Source organism: Aromatoleum sp. (assembly GCF_035254505.1).
GTDB lineage: Bacteria > Pseudomonadota > Gammaproteobacteria > Burkholderiales > Rhodocyclaceae > Aromatoleum.
In genome coordinates this window covers 1-15250 of record NZ_DATFAO010000033.1, presented here as the reverse complement: position 1 = coordinate 15250, position 15250 = coordinate 1, and the positions used below count along the sequence as shown (strand labels likewise).

Here is a 15250-nt window from a genome sequence, read left to right as displayed (position 1 = left end):
GGGTGTTCCGCACTTCGTTGGCGCAAGCGGACGCCTCAGCACGGAACACCCGCTGTCGGGGGCTGGGCCGTGCCATTCGGGACGTGATGTGGGGTGCGCGGACGTCCATCTACATCAGTTTGTTTCTAGGCCGTATCTGGCGAGTTTGCTGCGGAGGCCGACGCGCGAGAGGCCGAGTTCCTGCGCTGCCCTTGTCTTGTTCCAGCGGTGACGGATCAGGCTTTCCTTGACGATTCGGGCTTCCAGGGCTTCGAGGCGGGTCTTGAGATCGCCGTCGAGGCCGGCCAGGAGTTGCAGTTCGGGTTCCTGGTGGTCTTCGGCGGCGCGCAGGACGCGCGGCGAGAGGTGGCTCGCGGAGAGTCGGGGGCCGTCGGAGAGCGCGATCATGCGCAGGACTTCGTTGCGCAGTTCGCGGACGTTGCCGGGCCAGCGGTAGGCTTGGAGGCAGGCGAGGAGGTCGGCGGAGAGCGGTTCGAAGCGGCGGTCAAGGGATTCCTGGGCGCTGTCGACGTATTGCTGGGCGATCAGCGGGATGTCCATGCGGCGTTCGCGCAGCGGCGGGACGGTGACGGTGATCGCGGCCAGGCGGTAGTAGAGGTCTTCGCGGAAGCGGCCTTCGCGGACGTCGGCTTCGAGGTCGCGGTTGGTCGCGGCGATGACGCGGACGTCGACGGCGACGGGGCGCGCGGCGCCGACGGGGCGGACTTCGCCTTCCTGCAGCACGCGCAGGAGTTTCACCTGGAAGGCGGCGGAGGTTTCGCCGATTTCGTCGAGCAGGATGGAGCCGTTGTCCGCTTGGCGGAAGAGACCTTCACGGTCTTCGTGAGCGCCGGTGAAGGCGCCGCGGCGGGCGCCGAAGAGTTCGGATTCGAGCAGCGTGTCGGGCACGGCGCCGCAGTTTTCGACGACGAAGGCTTGTTCGCTGCGACTGCTGCCGTAGTGCAGTGCCCGGGCGAGGAGTTCCTTGCCGGTGCCGGATTCGCCGGTAAGCAGCACCGGGATGTCGAAGTCGGCGACCTTGGCGACGAGCGCACAGATGGCGTTCATCGGCGAGTCGGGGGCGCGCAGCAGGGCGTCGGCGCCGAAGCGGCGGCGGACGGTGTCTTTCTTGCCGGCGACGCGTTGGCGCAGCACGGGACTTGCGACCTTGAGGTCGAGCGAGAGGCGCTGGTTTTCGCGTTGCAGGCGGTACATGTCGGCTGCGGCGCGCAGGGTCAGCAGGAGTTGCTCGGGCTGCCAGGGCTTGAGGAGGTACTGGTAGATGCCGCCGTCGTTAATGCCGGCGATGATGTCCTCGGAGTCCGTGTAGCCAGAGATGATGATGCGCACGGCGTCGGGCCAGCGTTCGCGGACTTCGCGCAGGAGTTGCACGCCGGAGGTTCCGGGCATGCGCTGGTCGCAGAGGACGATCTGGATCCATTCGCGTTCGAGGATCGCGAGGGCTTCGGCGGCGGAGGATGCGGTGAAGACCTCGAAGTCTTCGTCGAGAGTGCGGCGCAGGGATTCCTGCGAGCGGACTTCGTCGTCGACAACGAGAACGGTGGGCAGCATTCGGCTCATGCGGCTTCAGCCTCTGCGGGCACTTGCCAGCCGAGATCGCGGTGGCGGGCGAGGTGGCGCGGGGTCCAGGATTGCGGGCTTTTCATCACGAAATGGTAGCGCGCGACGTGGTAGCTGGGGTCGAATCCGTAGAAGTTGCGGCGCATCGCGGCCAGTTCTTCGTCGCGGTAGGCGGCGAGTGGTTTTTCGGCTTCGTCGGCGGCGCGGCGTGCGGATTTTTCGGCGATGCGGTCGATAAGCGCGGGGTCGGCGGCGAGTGTTTCGACGCGGCGTGCGACTTCGGCTTCGAAGCCGGCGAGGTCGGCGCCGAAGGTGTCGTCGATGAGGCCGGCGTTTTTGGCGTCGCGCGCGAGGAGCGGCAGGCGGTTGGCCATGATCTGACGGCCGGTTTCGATGCCGACGCGGCGGGGCAGGAGGTAGCTCCAGTATTCGGAGCCGTAGAGGTTGCCCATGTTCTTGTAGTGCGGGTTCATGATGATGCCGTCGCGCGCCCAGACGAGGTCGGCGGCGAGCGCGAGGAAGCAGCCCCCTGCCCCGGCGTTGCCGCGGAGCGCGGCGACGGTGAGGCGGTCGGTGAGCGTGAGCAGCGCGAGGCAGACGTCGTTCATCGCGTTGATGTTGGCCCAGGATTCGTCTGCAGGCGAGGGGGCGGCTTCGATGCGGTTGAGGTGGATGCCGTTGGACCAGAAGTCGCGTCCGCCTTCGAGGACGAGGACGCGGGTCGGGCGGGTTGCGGCGAATCGAATCGCGGCGGTGAGCCGTTCGCACTGCTCGGTCGCCATGGCGCCGTTGTAGAAGTCGAAGGCGAGGAAGCCTGTCGTGCCGTCCGCGCTTTCGCGGTAGCGGAGTTCGCTCCAGCGGGGGTCGGTGGCGTCGCGCATCAGGGGGATTTCGAGTTCGGGCAGCGCGGCGGCTTCGGTGGCGAAGGCGACGGTTGCGGGAAGCTTGAAGGGGTGGTCGTGGTCGGCGCGTTTGACGTGGCCGATCCAGACGGCGCCGTCGATTGTGGCGCGCAGGAGGGCACTGTCGCGGCGGGCCATGACTTCGCCCGGAATGGCCGGGCCGAGTTCGTCGGGCGTCGCTTCGTGAGCGTCGAAGAGCTGGCAGGGTGTTCCGAAGAGCGAGTCGGAGACTCCGGGGAAGCCGTCGGCGGCGCGGAGTTTTTGCAGGACGGTTTCGGTGGTGTCGTTCGTCCAGTCGATTGCCCGGTTGGACTGTTTCATCAGGGGGCGTTCGACGCCGACCGTTACTTGTTCGGGTGCTAAACCGCCCCCTCCGGGCGCTGTCTCGCGCTTCGTTGAACGCGTGGCGGACGCCTCAGCACGAAACACCGCCCGGAGGGGGCTGCCGTGTGCAGGACTGGATGAGGGTTCGTTGTCTTGGGCGTTTTGCTTTGCGGCGCTTGCTGCGCTTTCCAGGATTTGCGCCAGCGGGGTCGGCGCCCATTTGTCGATCCGCCACTCGGGGATGTTTTCGATGGCCGTTCTGACGGCCTGCAGCGCGGCGGCAGTCACTTCGTTGCGGTAGAGGCTCGCCTTCGTGCCGTCGCGCATTGGGAAGGTGACGCTCGCCCAGACCGGGCCGGCGTCCATCTCGGCTTCGGCCTGCAGGACGGTGACGCCCCACTCCCCTTCCCCGTTCATGATCGCCCAGTCGAGGGCGGAGGGGCCGCGGTCGCCGACGATGCCGGGGTGCACGATCAGCGTCAGGTGCCGCGACCAGATCGATTCGGGCACGGCGCGCTTGAGGAAGGGTGCGAGGATCAGGTCGGGGCGGAAGAGTGCGACGGCTTCTTCGGCGACGCGGTCGGCAATGTCGAATTCGACGGAGAGCTCGTGGCCGTCGGCCTTGAGCTCGGCGAACAGGCGCTGCGTGAGGCTGTTGAAGCTGTGCGTGAGGAGCAGGATGCGCATGTCGATCTCAGCAGATACGCGGCAACTGTTCGCCGGAGAGCCAATCGACCATGCGCCGGCCGCCGAAGGCGGTGCGGATCTGGACGAAGCAGTTGGCGTCCGTGGTGACGGTGCCGATGCGGGCGGCGCGTTCGCCGAGCGGGTGGGCGCGCATCGCGGCGAGGAGGCGGTCGGCGTCGTCGGCCGGGCAGATCGCGATCAGCTTGCCTTCGTTCGCGACATAGAGCGGGTCGAGGCCGAGGAGTTCGCAGGCGGCGGCGACTTGGGGCTGGATGGGGATCGCGGCTTCGTCAAGTTCCATGCCGACGCCCGACTGGGTCGCGATCTCGTTGAGGGTGGTCGCGAGGCCGCCGCGGGTCGGGTCGCGGAGCACGCGGATCGAAGGGACCGCTTCGAGCATCGCCGCGATCAGTCCGTGCAGTGCGGCGGTGTCGGACGCGATTTCGGAGTCGAAGGCGAGCGATTCGCGCTGGGCCATGATCGCCATGCCGTGGTCGCCCAGAGTGCCGGAGACGAGGATCGCGTCGCCGGTACGGGCGTTGGCGCCGCCGATCTCGCGTCCGGCGGGCAGTGCGCCGACACCGGTGGTCGTGATGAAGACGCCGTCGCCCTTGCCTTGTTCGACGACCTTGGTGTCACCAGTGACGACGGGCACGCCGGCTTCGCGCGACGCGTGGGCCATCGACTGGACGATGCGCGCAAGGTCCGCGAGGGGGAAGCCTTCTTCTAGGATGAAGCTCGCAGCGAGGTACAACGGACGGGCGCCCATCACGGCGAGGTCGTTGACGGTGCCGTGGACGCTCAAGCAGCCGATGTCGCCGCCCGGAAAGAACAAGGGGCTGACGACATGAGCGTCGGTCGCAACGACGAGGCGTTCGCCCGCAGCGGGCGCCGGGAGCACCGCCGCGTCGTCGCCGCGTTCGAGGTGTTCGTTCGCGAAGGCCGCGGCGAACAACTCCTCGATCAGTTGCGCCATCGCGCGGCCGCCCGCGCCATGGCCCATGTCCACGCGTCCGCCCTTCAAGTCGAGCGGGCGCACGTAGCCCTTCTTCACAGTTCCCATCGTCGCGCTGTCCTGCCGTGTCACGGCCCTTGCGGGCCCTTGGTTGATGATGTGCGCGACGCGGGACCTGATACGGGCCCCGTGCGCGCTCAGGCGAGGCGGCCCTCCGCTCGCGTGAGTTCCTTCAAGGCATCGGCGACCTGCCGCGTCTGGCCGGCTGCGGCCGAGGTCTCGCCCGCGCTCGACTCGATCGTCGCAAGCAGCGCCGACAGGCCGTCGACGCCCTCCGAGTGGGCCTCGATCTCGTCTGCGACGTGACGCATGTCGGCCGTGAGCTGGACGACGTCCTTGCCGATCACTTCGGCGCTGGTGCGGCTCTTCTCGGCGAGCTTGCGCACCTCGTCGGCGACGACCGCGAAGCCGCGCCCCGCCTCGCCGGCGCGCGCGGCCTCGATCGCGGCGTTCAACGCGAGCAGGTTGGTCTGGTCGGAGATCTGCTGGATCACTTCGACGACGCCCTGGATGCGCGAGCCGGCGCTCGCGAGTTGCGTCGCCTCGACAGCGACATCGCGCGCGCCCTGCGAAAGGCCGTGCACCCCGCTCGACGCCTCCGCGACGGCCGCGAGTTGGCGCTCGATACCGGCCGCGAGCGAATCCATCGACGCATTGAGATCGCTCGCACAACCTTCGAGCTGTCCGGAGACCGTCTCGCGCTGCCGATGCGCCGCCTCGAAGATGCGTCCCATGTCGTTGAGGCCGGAGAACACCTGGCCGACGCGCTCGTCGAGCCCGGCCGGGTCGAGCTTCATCTCGAAACGCTGGTTCTCGAAGTCCTCGATCTGCTGCACGACGACGCGATTCAGGCCCGACAGCTTCGCGATCTCGCGCCGCAGGAAGAAGGCCTTGAACTCTCCGTAGTGCGCGACGAACTTGTCGATGTAGTCGTCGCGGAAGGTCTCGCCCGGCTTGACGCGGAAGAAGAAGATCGCGGTCAGCGTCTGGTTGAGGTTGAGGCCGAGGATCTCGCCGAAGGTCGAGAAGCCGGCGACCGGGATGTTGCCGATCACGCCGCCGAGGCCGGCGAGCTCGCGCTCGTTGTACAGGCGGCGCAGGATGCAGTCGTTGAGGATGCCCGCGACCGGCTTGCCGGGTTTGCCCTGCATGAAGCGATCGAAGTCGCGGCGCGTGCCATCGACGAAACCGGTTCGCCGCACGAGCAGCAGTTCCTCGCCGGGGCCGATGTCGCAGTAGAAATGGATGTGCTCGTTCGCGAGGTCGATCGACGACACCGAGCGCACGAAGAGCTCCTTGCCGACACGGATCGCGAAGGAGTATTCGCCGAGCTTCTTTTCGAGCTGGTCCGGCGAGCATTGCAGCGCGCGGCACAGCGCCTGGACCGGCGAGCCGATGTTGCCCTGACCGTCGATGACCTGGCTGATGTAGCGCTTTTCCATCGACGCGGTGAGCGTGTGGAAGCTCGTGCCGGTCGGCTCGAAGTTGTGGCTCTTGAAGACGCCGAAGCGCACTTGCGGTGGCACTTTCAGGAAGGCGATCAGCGCGTGGTTTTCGAGGCGGCCGTTGCCGTCGTGCAGCCAGGTGTTACGGAAGTCGAACTTGCCGCCGGCCGAGCCCCCGACGAAGAGACAGGGGAAGCGGCCGCTGTCGTAAAGCGCTTCCATGAAGAAGGATTCGGAAGCGGAGAGCCCGTCGAAGAGCACGTAGGCGAGCGTGTCGCGATGATCGATGTCGATGCCGACGTCGACTTTCTCGAGCGTGCGTGCGAGGTTCGCGACCCGGTCCTTCAGTGACTTGTCGCAGCGCCCCTGGCGCAGATCCTCGCAGCCTAGCGGAACGCGCACGACCTGGGCGCGCGCGACGAGCGACGCGTCGAAGAACTGCAGCACGACGTTTTCCCAGCGCTCGCCGGTGCTGCAATACACCGAACCCGCTTCGCCGCAGAGCTCGCCCGCCGTGGAGCACAAGGCCATCGGAACGTTCGGATAACGGCTGCGCACAGCGCGCGCTACCGCGTCGATGTCTACGTGGGGCGACACGTAGCCGGCGACGAAGGTCGGCGCGACGTGCAGGCCTTCGAGCTTCTGCGTGAGCTCGTCAGGGCGGCATCGGACGATGACGACACCGCTGGCACTCCTGGAACCGGTTTTTCCGAAAAACATGACGAGAACCTCGGGATGGGATGCAATGCCTATTGATTACATTCTCTTACGGCAGTGCAGGTCGGAAGTTGAGCCTCGTCAGAAGTCCTATAGATGACCTCTCCTTCATTACATTCGTCATTTCGTGACGCGGGATGCATATTCACAATCCGAAAATCACGCATGCGAAACGTCGCGGAAGCGGCCGTAGTTGTAGTGGGCCGCACAGGCGCCTTCGGAGGACACCATGCACGAGCCCATCGGGTTCTCGGGCGTGCAGACGGTGCCGAAGAGCTTGCAGTCGGTCGGCGTCTTCACGCCGCGCAGGATCGCGCCACATTCGCACGCGCGGTTGTCTGGCACGGAGACGAATTCGAGGCCGAACTTCGCCTCGGCGTCCCAGTTCGCAAACGGCGCGCGGATCCTCAGCGCCGAATACGGCACTTCGCGCAGCCCCCGCCATTCGAAGCTGCGGCGCAGCTCGAAGACCTCGGACACGAGCGCCTGCGCCTTCACGTTGCCATCCTCGGTGACGGCGCGCGTAAATTCGTTCTCGACCTCCGCGCGGCCCTCGTTCACCTGTCGGATCAGCATGCGGATTGCTTGCATCACGTCGAGTGGCTCGAAGCCGGCGATCACGACCGGCTTGCGGTATTCCTCGGCGAAGAAGGCGTAGGGGCGGCTGCCGATGATCGTCGACACGTGGGCGGGGCCGATGAAGCCGTCGAGCGGCACGGTGCCGAGCTCGCGCACTTCGGGGGATTCGAGGATCGTCAGGATCGCCGACGGCGTCAGCACGTGGTTGCACAGGACGCTGAAGTTCGCGAGGCTCAGGGCCTGAGCCTGGCGTAGCACCAGCGCGGTCGGCGGGGTCGTCGTCTCGAAACCGATTGCGAAGAACACGACTTCGCGCTCAGGCGTCTTTTGGGCAAGCGCGAGGGCGTCCGCCGCCGAATACACCATGCGGATGTCGGCGCCGCGCGCCTTCGCCTTCAAGAGTGACAATCCGTTGGAAGCCGGCACGCGCAGGCAGTCGCCATAGGTGCAGATCGCAACCTCGGGGCGCGAGAGCGCGAGGCGGATCGCCATGTCGATGCGCCCGATCGGCAGCACGCAGACGGGGCAGCCCGGGCCGTGGATCATGCGCACGTTTGAGGGCAGCAGATCGGTGACGCCGTAGCGCGAGATCGCGTGCGTGTGGCCGCCGCAGAATTCCATGAAGGCGTAGTTGCGGCCGGTGGCGGCTTCGCGCGCGATCGCCTCGGCGAGTTTTGCAGCCAGCGCGCCGTCGCGGAATTCGTCGACGTATTTCACGCGGCGCCTTCTTCGGATGCCGCAGCGAGCGCAGGGCCGGTAAGGCCGGCTTCGGCGAAGAGCGCGAGCGTCTTCTCGGCTTCGTCGGCATCGAGTTTCGACAGCGCATAGCCGACGTGGACGATCACGTAGTCGCCGAGCTCGGCGCCATCAACGAGCGCGAGCGACACTTCCTTGCGCACGCCGCCGAGATCGACGCGGCAGGCGTCACCAGGCAACAGTTCGACGATGCGGGCGGGGATGGCGAGACACATGCGTCAAAGTCCTTCGTTCAGATGGTGGATCGCGACCCAGGCCTGGCCGAGCGCAAGACCCGCGTCGCCGGGCGACAGGCGCTGCGCTTCGAGGACCGTGAGGCCGCGGGCGCGTAGCGCCGCTCCCAGGCGTTGCGACAGGATGCGGTTGTGCAGGCAGCCGCCGGAGAGCGCGACGACATCGAGGCCGCTGCGCTCGACGGCGCGTGCAGCCCATTCGACGAGTGCCGCGGCAAGCGTCAGGTGGAAGCGCGCAGCGCCGCGGCCCACGTCGCTTTCGTCGGCGAGGGACCCGAGGATCGGCAGCAGACTCAGTTGGCCGGCACTGTCGATCGTCCAGCCTTCAGCGTCAGCCGGCACGTCGTCGCCGTGAGTGAGGTAATCGGTCGCTGCGCGTTCCAGCGCGATCGCCGCTTCGGCCTCGACCCTCATCACAGGGCACAGGCCGAGCAGCCCGGCGGCCGCATCGAAGGCGCGGCCGAGGCTCGACGTAGGGGGGCACAGCGCGGCGCGATCCAGAAGCTGTGCAAGCATCGCCGCCGCAGGCTGCGCCGCAAAGCGGCTCGCAATCTCATCGCCGCGTCCGGCCCGATGCAGCACCGCGGCCGCCATCCGCCACGGCTCGCGCGCCGCGCGGTCGCCGCCGGCGAGCGGCAGCGGTGCGAGGTGACCGAGGCGCTCGAAGCGTGCGCCATCGACCTGCAACAACTCCCCGCCCCAGGCCGTGCCGTCGGTGCCGAGTCCGACGCCGTCGAGCGCGAGGCCCAAGGCCGGCCCCGCGTGGCCGTTCTCGGCCAGGACCGCTGCAACGTGCGCGTGGTGGTGCTGCACGGCGATCGCCGGCACGCCGAGGCGCGCGGCCAGGGCGCACGCACTGCGGCTGGAATGGAAGTCCGGATGCAGGTCGTGCGCGATCGCAGCAGGTGAGCCCTGCGATAGCAGCACATGGCTCCAGGCGTCCATTTCGCGGCAGGCATCCGGCGTATCCAGATCGCCGACCGTCGCGCTCATCTGCGCCGCGCCGTCCTGCACGAGGCACAGCGCGTTCTTGAAATAGGCGCCGAAGGCGAGCACAGGAGGCCCGGCCAACGAGAACGGCATCGGCGCCGGCGCGAGCGGAGCGCCGCCGGGCGAATTCACGAGCGAGTTCATGTTGGTCGTCTCACGCCGGCTGCGTGGTCACAGCGCGCGCGGCACGCGCCTTCGTCATGCCGCGTTCGAGCCACGCGAGCCACTCGCCGATGCCCTCGCCGCTCGTCGAGGACGTGCGGATCACCTCGATGTCCGGGTTCACGCGTCGCGCATAGCGGATCGCGCGCTCGACGTCGAAAGTCAGATGTGGGAGCAGGTCGACCTTGTTGAGCAGCATCAGGTCCGCGGCGGCGAACATGTCCGGGTACTTCAGCGGCTTGTCCTCGCCTTCCGTCACCGAGAGGATCGCGACCTTGTGCGCCTCGCCGAGATCGAAAGCGGCCGGGCACACAAGGTTGCCGACGTTCTCGATCAAGAGCAGGCTGTCGTCGGCGAGCTGCATCTGCGCGAGCGCGCGGCCGACCATGTCGGCGTCGAGATGGCAGCCCTTGCCGGTGTTGATCTGCAGCGCCGGCACGCCGGTCGCGCGGATGCGCTCGGCGTCGAACTCGGTCTGCTGATCGCCTTCGATGACCGCGGCTGGAACCCGCCCCGCGAGTTCGGTCAGCGTGCGCACGAGCAACGTTGTCTTGCCTGAGCCCGGACTCGAGACGAGGTTCAGCGCAAAGATTCCGCGCGCCGCCAATTGCCGGCGGTTGGCCTCCGCGCAGGCGTCGTTCTTGCCGAGGATGTCGCGCTCGATCTTCACCATCTGCGTTTGCGACAGGCCGGGCGCGTGCGCGTGCGCAGGACCGGCGCCGAAATGGAGATGCTGATGATCGGCGTGGATGTGGCTCGCGTCCTGGTGAGCCGGCTGCGCCTCGGGCGCGTGTTCATGGCCCGGCGTCGCGGCTTTCCACGCGCGTGTCGGGCCTTCCTTCGGGCGCGCGGACTTCGAACGCCCTGCCCCGCCGATATTCACTTCACCCGCCCCGCAACCGCACACCGTACACATCGCCCTGCTCCGTTCCAACCGCGACCTACGAGGCCGCATCATCCTGTCAATCGACTTCGATTTCCTTGACCCGCATCATCGTCCCGTCGGTCGGCCGGACCTGATAGCTGCCGCAATGCGGACACGGGTCGTAGCGCTGCGCGAGCGGCACGCTACGGTCGCAGGCGAGACACCAGCCCACTCCCGGCACGCTGTCGACCTCGATTGCCGCGCCCTCCGCGAGCGTGTCGCGCAACACCGCGTCGAGGCAGAAACGCAGCGCCTCGACCTCGACCGACGACAGTTCGCCGATCTCCAGCACGACCGTCTTCACGCGCGTACAGCCTTGCGCCTGAGCGGTCTCCTCGACGATGCCGCGGATGCTCTCCGCGAGGGACATCTCATGCATGGCCCGCATCCTCGATCGCGATGTCATACTCGATGCACGGATCGAGCGACAGCGCGAGCGCCTTCAGGCGCAGCATCGCGGCTTCGTCCGACGGCGCCTCCCAGCCGGTCGCTTCGCAGACGAACGCGCCCTGCGCATGGAAATTCCATTCGGTCGGCGCGACGATCGCGTATTCGGCGATGCGGTCGCCGTCGAGACGCACCGCATGCATCAGCATGCCGCGCGCGGTTTCGACACAGGCGAGGCCCGTTCCATCGCCCATCGGCGCCGCATCGACGATCTTGGGCATGTCACTCGCGAGGGGATGGCGCAGGCGGCTCGCGCAGTCGGAGAGATCCACGACGCGCGCGAAGAGGCGTGCCGCGATGCGGTGGCGGTGATGCAGGAGGTTCCGCACCATCATCGAATCGGCATGACGGGCGAGCACGCCCGTCTCGTGCGGACGGCCGAACAGCGTCGGCGCGGCGCAGAAATCGGCGGCCGGCACGCCGCCCAACTCGTTCGCCCACGCGCCCGCCGCGAGCGTCGGCAGCAGGGGAACGGCCTCGCCTTCGGACGTCGAGGATCCCATTTCGATCAGGTCGGCGAGCGCCGCGCCGATCGTCCCGCCGCGTCGCGCACGTTCGCCGAATTCGCGCAGACCGCTGGGCTCGCGCGTCGTGCGGAAGAAGCCGGCGAGCAGTTCGACCGCGACGAGGTCAAGCAGATCGCCGCCCAGCTCGTAAGCAGCCCGCGCCTCGCTGACACGCGCGAGCCGGCGGTGCAGTTCGGCGAAGCGCTCGCGCCGCGGCACATGGCCGAACAGCGCGGGCCAGTCGAGCATCAGTCGCCACAGGTTTTCCTGTGCCGCCTCGGTCGCGAGCACCCGCTCTTCGGCCCAGGGTTCCGCGCGCGCGATGCCGGCTGCACCGGCCGCGACGCAGGCCGCCGTCGCGGCGATGCCTTGCGCCCGGGAACACAGGCTGAAGAGCGCCGGCACCAGTTTCAGGGCCTCGTCGACGGTTCGTCCGACCAGGACCTGCGCCGCCTGCGGGCGCGGATTTCCGATCGCGACGCCGACTGTCCGGCCGCTCTCGCGACGCACCACAAGCCGCATTCTGCCGCCCGCGTTCATTGCGCCCCCAAAAGGAAACCGGGGTTTTCGATCGCGACACCTGCGGCGGCCAGCCGCCCGCTGCCCTGAATCATGCTTTCTCCTTGTGCACACGCCCGCCCCGGGCCGATCGACGCGCTGCAGTCGAAGCGGACGGCACATACGCGGGGGCGGAACGATGATATGCGCTGCCGCACGAGGGCGAAAGCGCGGCGAGACAAGGTTTTGCATGTCGCTGATCGCTGCGCGGCCCATCTCAAATGCGCCCGCGCAGGAAGGCGCGGCGTGACGTCGAACGGGGGACATCGGCGGCAGGCTTCGGCACTTCGGCAAAAGCAGCGGGCGGCGCTGGCTGCGGCGTATGCGCCGCGGGAACGAGGACAGCCGCGAGCGCGTCGCGGGCGATTGCGCAGGCGGCGTCCGTGTCGGCGAGATGGTCGAGCGGTGAAATCAGCGGGCAGTACAGGAAAGCCGGGAGCGGCGCGTGCGCTTCATCGCTTTCCTCACCGATGAAGACCAACTCGCCGACCGGCAGGCTCAGCGTGCGACGCACACCGGCCGCCGTGTCCTGCCACAGCGCGCCACCGCCGGGCAGGAGCACGAGCTGGATGCTCCACGGCGTCACGGCCGCCGCAAGCCAGTCGCCCGCGTGCCGAGTGCAGCCCACGACGCGGACTTCCACGTTCGGATTCAGGAAGGGCAACCCGGCCATGCGCGTTTCGCTGACGTGCTGGAAATGCCGCAGCAGTGCCGCGGAAGGATCGTCGTGCCAGGGCAAAGCTGCCTTCGCCTCGGCGGGCCGCAACGCCGGCACCCGCACGACGGACAGCAACTCGCTCACTGGCCGTTCCTCCGATTGCTGCGCGGCGCTCATGCGGCCGGTCGCGACGCGAGGTCGCGGAACCACGCGTCCGGGTCATACTCGCCGTCGAGCGTCGCGGCTAGGGCCGCCAGCGCCTCCTCGGTCAGCGCGAGACTTTCGGCGTCGAGCACTTCCTTCGCGAAGCCGAGCGCGACGAGCACCCAGGTGCCGACCGGCTGCGGGCCGACGAGCAGCATGTTGGCCTGCTCGCGGCGCTCACCGCGGACGAGCCAGGCGATCTCGCCGTCGCCGACCCACGATTCGACCTGCATCGGCACCGACAGGCACATGTCAGGCCTCCCGCCGGGTCGCCCCAAGGCGGGCCTCGGCCCCCTTGGGGGGCAGCGAACAAAGTGAGCGTGGGGGCACCATTACGCAGCCTCCGCTAACACCTTCGCCGGCGTTTGCAGCCCATACCCCGCCAGCGCATCGCGAATCGCCTGCAGCGCCGTCGGCATCGCCGCGCGCACCGGCGCGCTCTGCTCCATGCAGGTCGAGATGTCGAAAGGCTGCACGCCGACGACCACCACGTGGCGCGGCGCGCGCTCGGTGATTTCGAGCGTCGCGAGCACGTCTGACAATCCAACCTGATGCGGCGAGATGCGCGCGCGGAAGAAGGCCGGCACCTCGTCGTCCTTCAGCACGACCACGGAAGCCGGCGGCTTGCCGACGCGCACGCAATCCGCGATCACGAGCAGGTCGAGGTTCTCGAGATCTTCGAGGAGCTCCATCGCCGCCGTGCCGCCGTCGAGCACCGTGAGCACCTCGGGAATCTCGTAGCCTGCCTGCAGCTGTTCGACGAGCCGCACCCCAACGCCCTCGTCGGTCAGCAGGATGTTGCCGACGCCCAACAGCACGGCGCGGCGGATCGGGGTGTCGATCGTGCTCATCAGGACGCCTTCACGCGCACGACTTCGCTGTTCTCGGTGTCGAGGATATGCACCGCGCACGCCAGACAAGGATCGAAGGAATGGACCGTGCGCAGCACTTCGAGCGGCTTCTCGGCGTCGATCACCGGGTTGCCGATCAGGCAGGCCTCGTACGGCGCCATCTCGCCCTTCTCGTTCTTCGGCGCGGCGTTCCAGGTCGAAGGCACGACGCACTGGTAGTTCTTGATCTTCTGATTCTCGATCACCACCCAGTGCGACAGGATGCCGCGCGGCGCCTCATGGAAGCCGACGCCCTGGATCTCGCCCTTGGGGAAGACCGGCGCGTTGAAGGTATCGAGGTCGCCCTTTGCCATGTTGTCGACGAGGAGCTGCCACTGGCCCTTCAGCGTATCGAGCTCGACACCGCACATGATCGCGCGCGATGCGTGGCGGCCGATCGTCGAATGCATCGCATCCAGTCCGACCTTGGTCTTTGCCAGCGACGACACCGTGTCGAGCATCCCGGTCGCGTACTTGGTGATCCCGTCGTGCTTGGCCGCGAGACCGCACAACACGCGCGCCAGCGGGCCGACCTGGGCCGGCTTGCCGAGGAAGGTCGGCGACTTCAGCCACGAGTACTTGCCGTCGTCCTGGAAGTCCGTGTAATGCGGCTTCGTCTCGCCCTTGTACGGATGCAGCGAAGTCGTGTCGCCACCGCCGTACTCGTACCACGAGTGCTTGATCGCTTCCGATACGCCGTCCTCAAAGTACTTGTCACCGAAAGCCGTGATCGGCTTGAACTGGGACAGGTCGCCGTTCGGGATGTAGCCGCCGGGGATCGCGAACTGCGTTCCGGCGGAATCCAGCGGAATGTCCGGCGCCGCGAGGTAGTTCACCACGCCACGGCCGACCTGGGTCCATTCGGGGTAGAAGGCGCCGATCGCGGCGACGTCGACCATGTAGACGTTCTTCACGAAGTCGTCGAGCTTGTTCATCCACTCCTGGATGGCCATCAGGCGCTCGATCGTCAGCACCGACTGCGAATCGGTCGACAGCGGGTTCGCGACGCCACCGACGGCGACGTTCTGGATGTGCGGCGTCTTCGAACCGAGGATGGCCACGATCTTGTTCGCGTAGCGCTGGATCTCCAGCGCCTGCAGGTAGTGCGCGACCGCCAGCAGGTTCACCTCCGGCGAGAGCTTCATCGCCGGGTGGCCCCAGTAGCCGTTCGTGAAGATGCCGAGCTGGCCGCTCGCGACGTAGCTCGCGAGCTTCTCCTTCACTTTCCGCATCTCGTGCTTGCTGTTGCCCGACCACGTCGACAGACTCTCGCCGAGCGCGGCGGCCTTGTCCGGGTCGGCCTTCAGCGCCGAAACCACGTCCACCCAGTCGAGCGCCGACAGGTGGTAGAAATGCACGATCTGGTCATGCACCGCGTGCGCGAGGATGATCATGTTGCGGATCAGCTGGGCGTTCACCGGGATGTCCAGCTTCAGCGCGTTCTCGACCGCGCGCACCGAGCAGATCGCATGCACGGTCGTGCACACGCCGCAGATGCGCTGCGTGATGGCCCACGCGTCGCGCGGGTCGCGGCCGATCAGGATGTTCTCGACGCCGCGCCACATGGTGCCCGAGGACCAGGCCTTGGTGACCTTGCCGCCGTCGACCTCGACGTCGATCCGGAGGTGGCCTTCAATCCGGGTGACCGGGTCGATGGTGATGCGTTGGCTCATGGGAAAAGTCTCCTCGGAA

The 15250-nt window shown here is 67.6% G+C and carries 14 protein-coding genes; all 14 read right to left on the bottom strand.

Annotated elements, in window-relative coordinates:
* Nucleotides 1–114: 114 nt before the first annotated feature.
* Nucleotides 115–1560, bottom strand: coding sequence for a sigma-54-dependent transcriptional regulator (locus VJ673_RS05320; protein WP_324125006.1), 1446 nt, complete (start codon nt 1558–1560; stop codon nt 115–117).
* Nucleotides 1557–3473, bottom strand: a complete 1917-nt coding sequence (locus tag VJ673_RS05315; protein ID WP_324125005.1) for a hydrogenase maturation protein — start codon at nt 3471–3473, stop codon at nt 1557–1559. The genes VJ673_RS05320 and VJ673_RS05315 overlap by 4 nt, the downstream gene beginning before the upstream one ends.
* 7 nt (nt 3474–3480) lie before the next feature.
* Nucleotides 3481–4536 carry a hydrogenase expression/formation protein HypE gene (gene hypE, locus VJ673_RS05310; RefSeq protein WP_324125004.1) on the bottom strand — a complete coding sequence of 352 codons (1056 nt, stop codon included), beginning with the start codon at nt 4534–4536 and terminating at the stop codon, nt 3481–3483.
* An 89-nt stretch (nt 4537–4625) separates the two neighbouring features.
* Complete coding sequence (locus tag VJ673_RS05305) at nt 4626–6653, bottom strand: FIST N-terminal domain-containing protein (protein ID WP_324125002.1); 2028 nt, start codon at nt 6651–6653, stop codon at nt 4626–4628.
* A 156-nt stretch (nt 6654–6809) separates the two neighbouring features.
* On the bottom strand, nt 6810–7946 hold the full coding sequence (gene hypD / locus VJ673_RS05300) for a hydrogenase formation protein HypD (RefSeq protein WP_324125001.1): 1137 nt from the start codon (nt 7944–7946) through the stop codon (nt 6810–6812).
* Nucleotides 7943–8200 carry a HypC/HybG/HupF family hydrogenase formation chaperone gene (locus tag VJ673_RS05295; RefSeq protein ID WP_324125000.1) on the bottom strand — a complete coding sequence of 86 codons (258 nt, stop codon included), beginning with the start codon at nt 8198–8200 and terminating at the stop codon, nt 7943–7945. Before VJ673_RS05295 ends, hypD begins: the two co-directional genes overlap by 4 nt.
* A gap of 3 nt (nt 8201–8203) precedes the next feature.
* The gene (locus VJ673_RS05290) at nt 8204–9352 is read right to left on the bottom strand and encodes a Kae1-like domain-containing protein (RefSeq protein WP_324124999.1); all 1149 of its coding nucleotides are present in this window, start codon (nt 9350–9352) and stop codon (nt 8204–8206) included.
* Nucleotides 9353–9362: 10 nt separating this feature from the next.
* The gene (gene hypB, locus VJ673_RS05285) at nt 9363–10286 is read right to left on the bottom strand and encodes a hydrogenase nickel incorporation protein HypB (protein WP_324124998.1); all 924 of its coding nucleotides are present in this window, start codon (nt 10284–10286) and stop codon (nt 9363–9365) included.
* 46 nt (nt 10287–10332) lie between these two features.
* Nucleotides 10333–10674: a hydrogenase maturation nickel metallochaperone HypA gene (hypA, locus tag VJ673_RS05280; protein WP_324124997.1), complete on the bottom strand. Its 342-nt coding sequence runs from the start codon at nt 10672–10674 to the stop codon at nt 10333–10335.
* A complete protein-coding gene (locus VJ673_RS05275) occupies nt 10667–11770 on the bottom strand; it encodes a nickel-dependent hydrogenase large subunit (RefSeq protein WP_324124996.1) in 1104 nt (367 codons plus the stop codon). Before VJ673_RS05275 ends, hypA begins: the two co-directional genes overlap by 8 nt.
* Before the next feature lie 253 nt (nt 11771–12023).
* On the bottom strand, nt 12024–12608 hold the full coding sequence (hybE, locus tag VJ673_RS05270) for a [NiFe]-hydrogenase assembly chaperone HybE (RefSeq protein ID WP_324124995.1): 585 nt from the start codon (nt 12606–12608) through the stop codon (nt 12024–12026).
* 29 nt (nt 12609–12637) lie between these two features.
* On the bottom strand, nt 12638–12919 hold the full coding sequence (locus VJ673_RS05265; RefSeq protein WP_324124994.1) for a HypC/HybG/HupF family hydrogenase formation chaperone: 282 nt from the start codon (nt 12917–12919) through the stop codon (nt 12638–12640).
* Between the two features lie 81 nt (nt 12920–13000).
* A complete protein-coding gene (locus VJ673_RS05260; RefSeq protein WP_324124993.1) occupies nt 13001–13519 on the bottom strand; it encodes a HyaD/HybD family hydrogenase maturation endopeptidase in 519 nt (172 codons plus the stop codon).
* A complete protein-coding gene (locus tag VJ673_RS05255; RefSeq protein WP_324124992.1) occupies nt 13519–15231 on the bottom strand; it encodes a nickel-dependent hydrogenase large subunit in 1713 nt (570 codons plus the stop codon). Before VJ673_RS05255 ends, VJ673_RS05260 begins: the two co-directional genes overlap by 1 nt.
* Nucleotides 15232–15250: the final 19 nt, after the last annotated feature.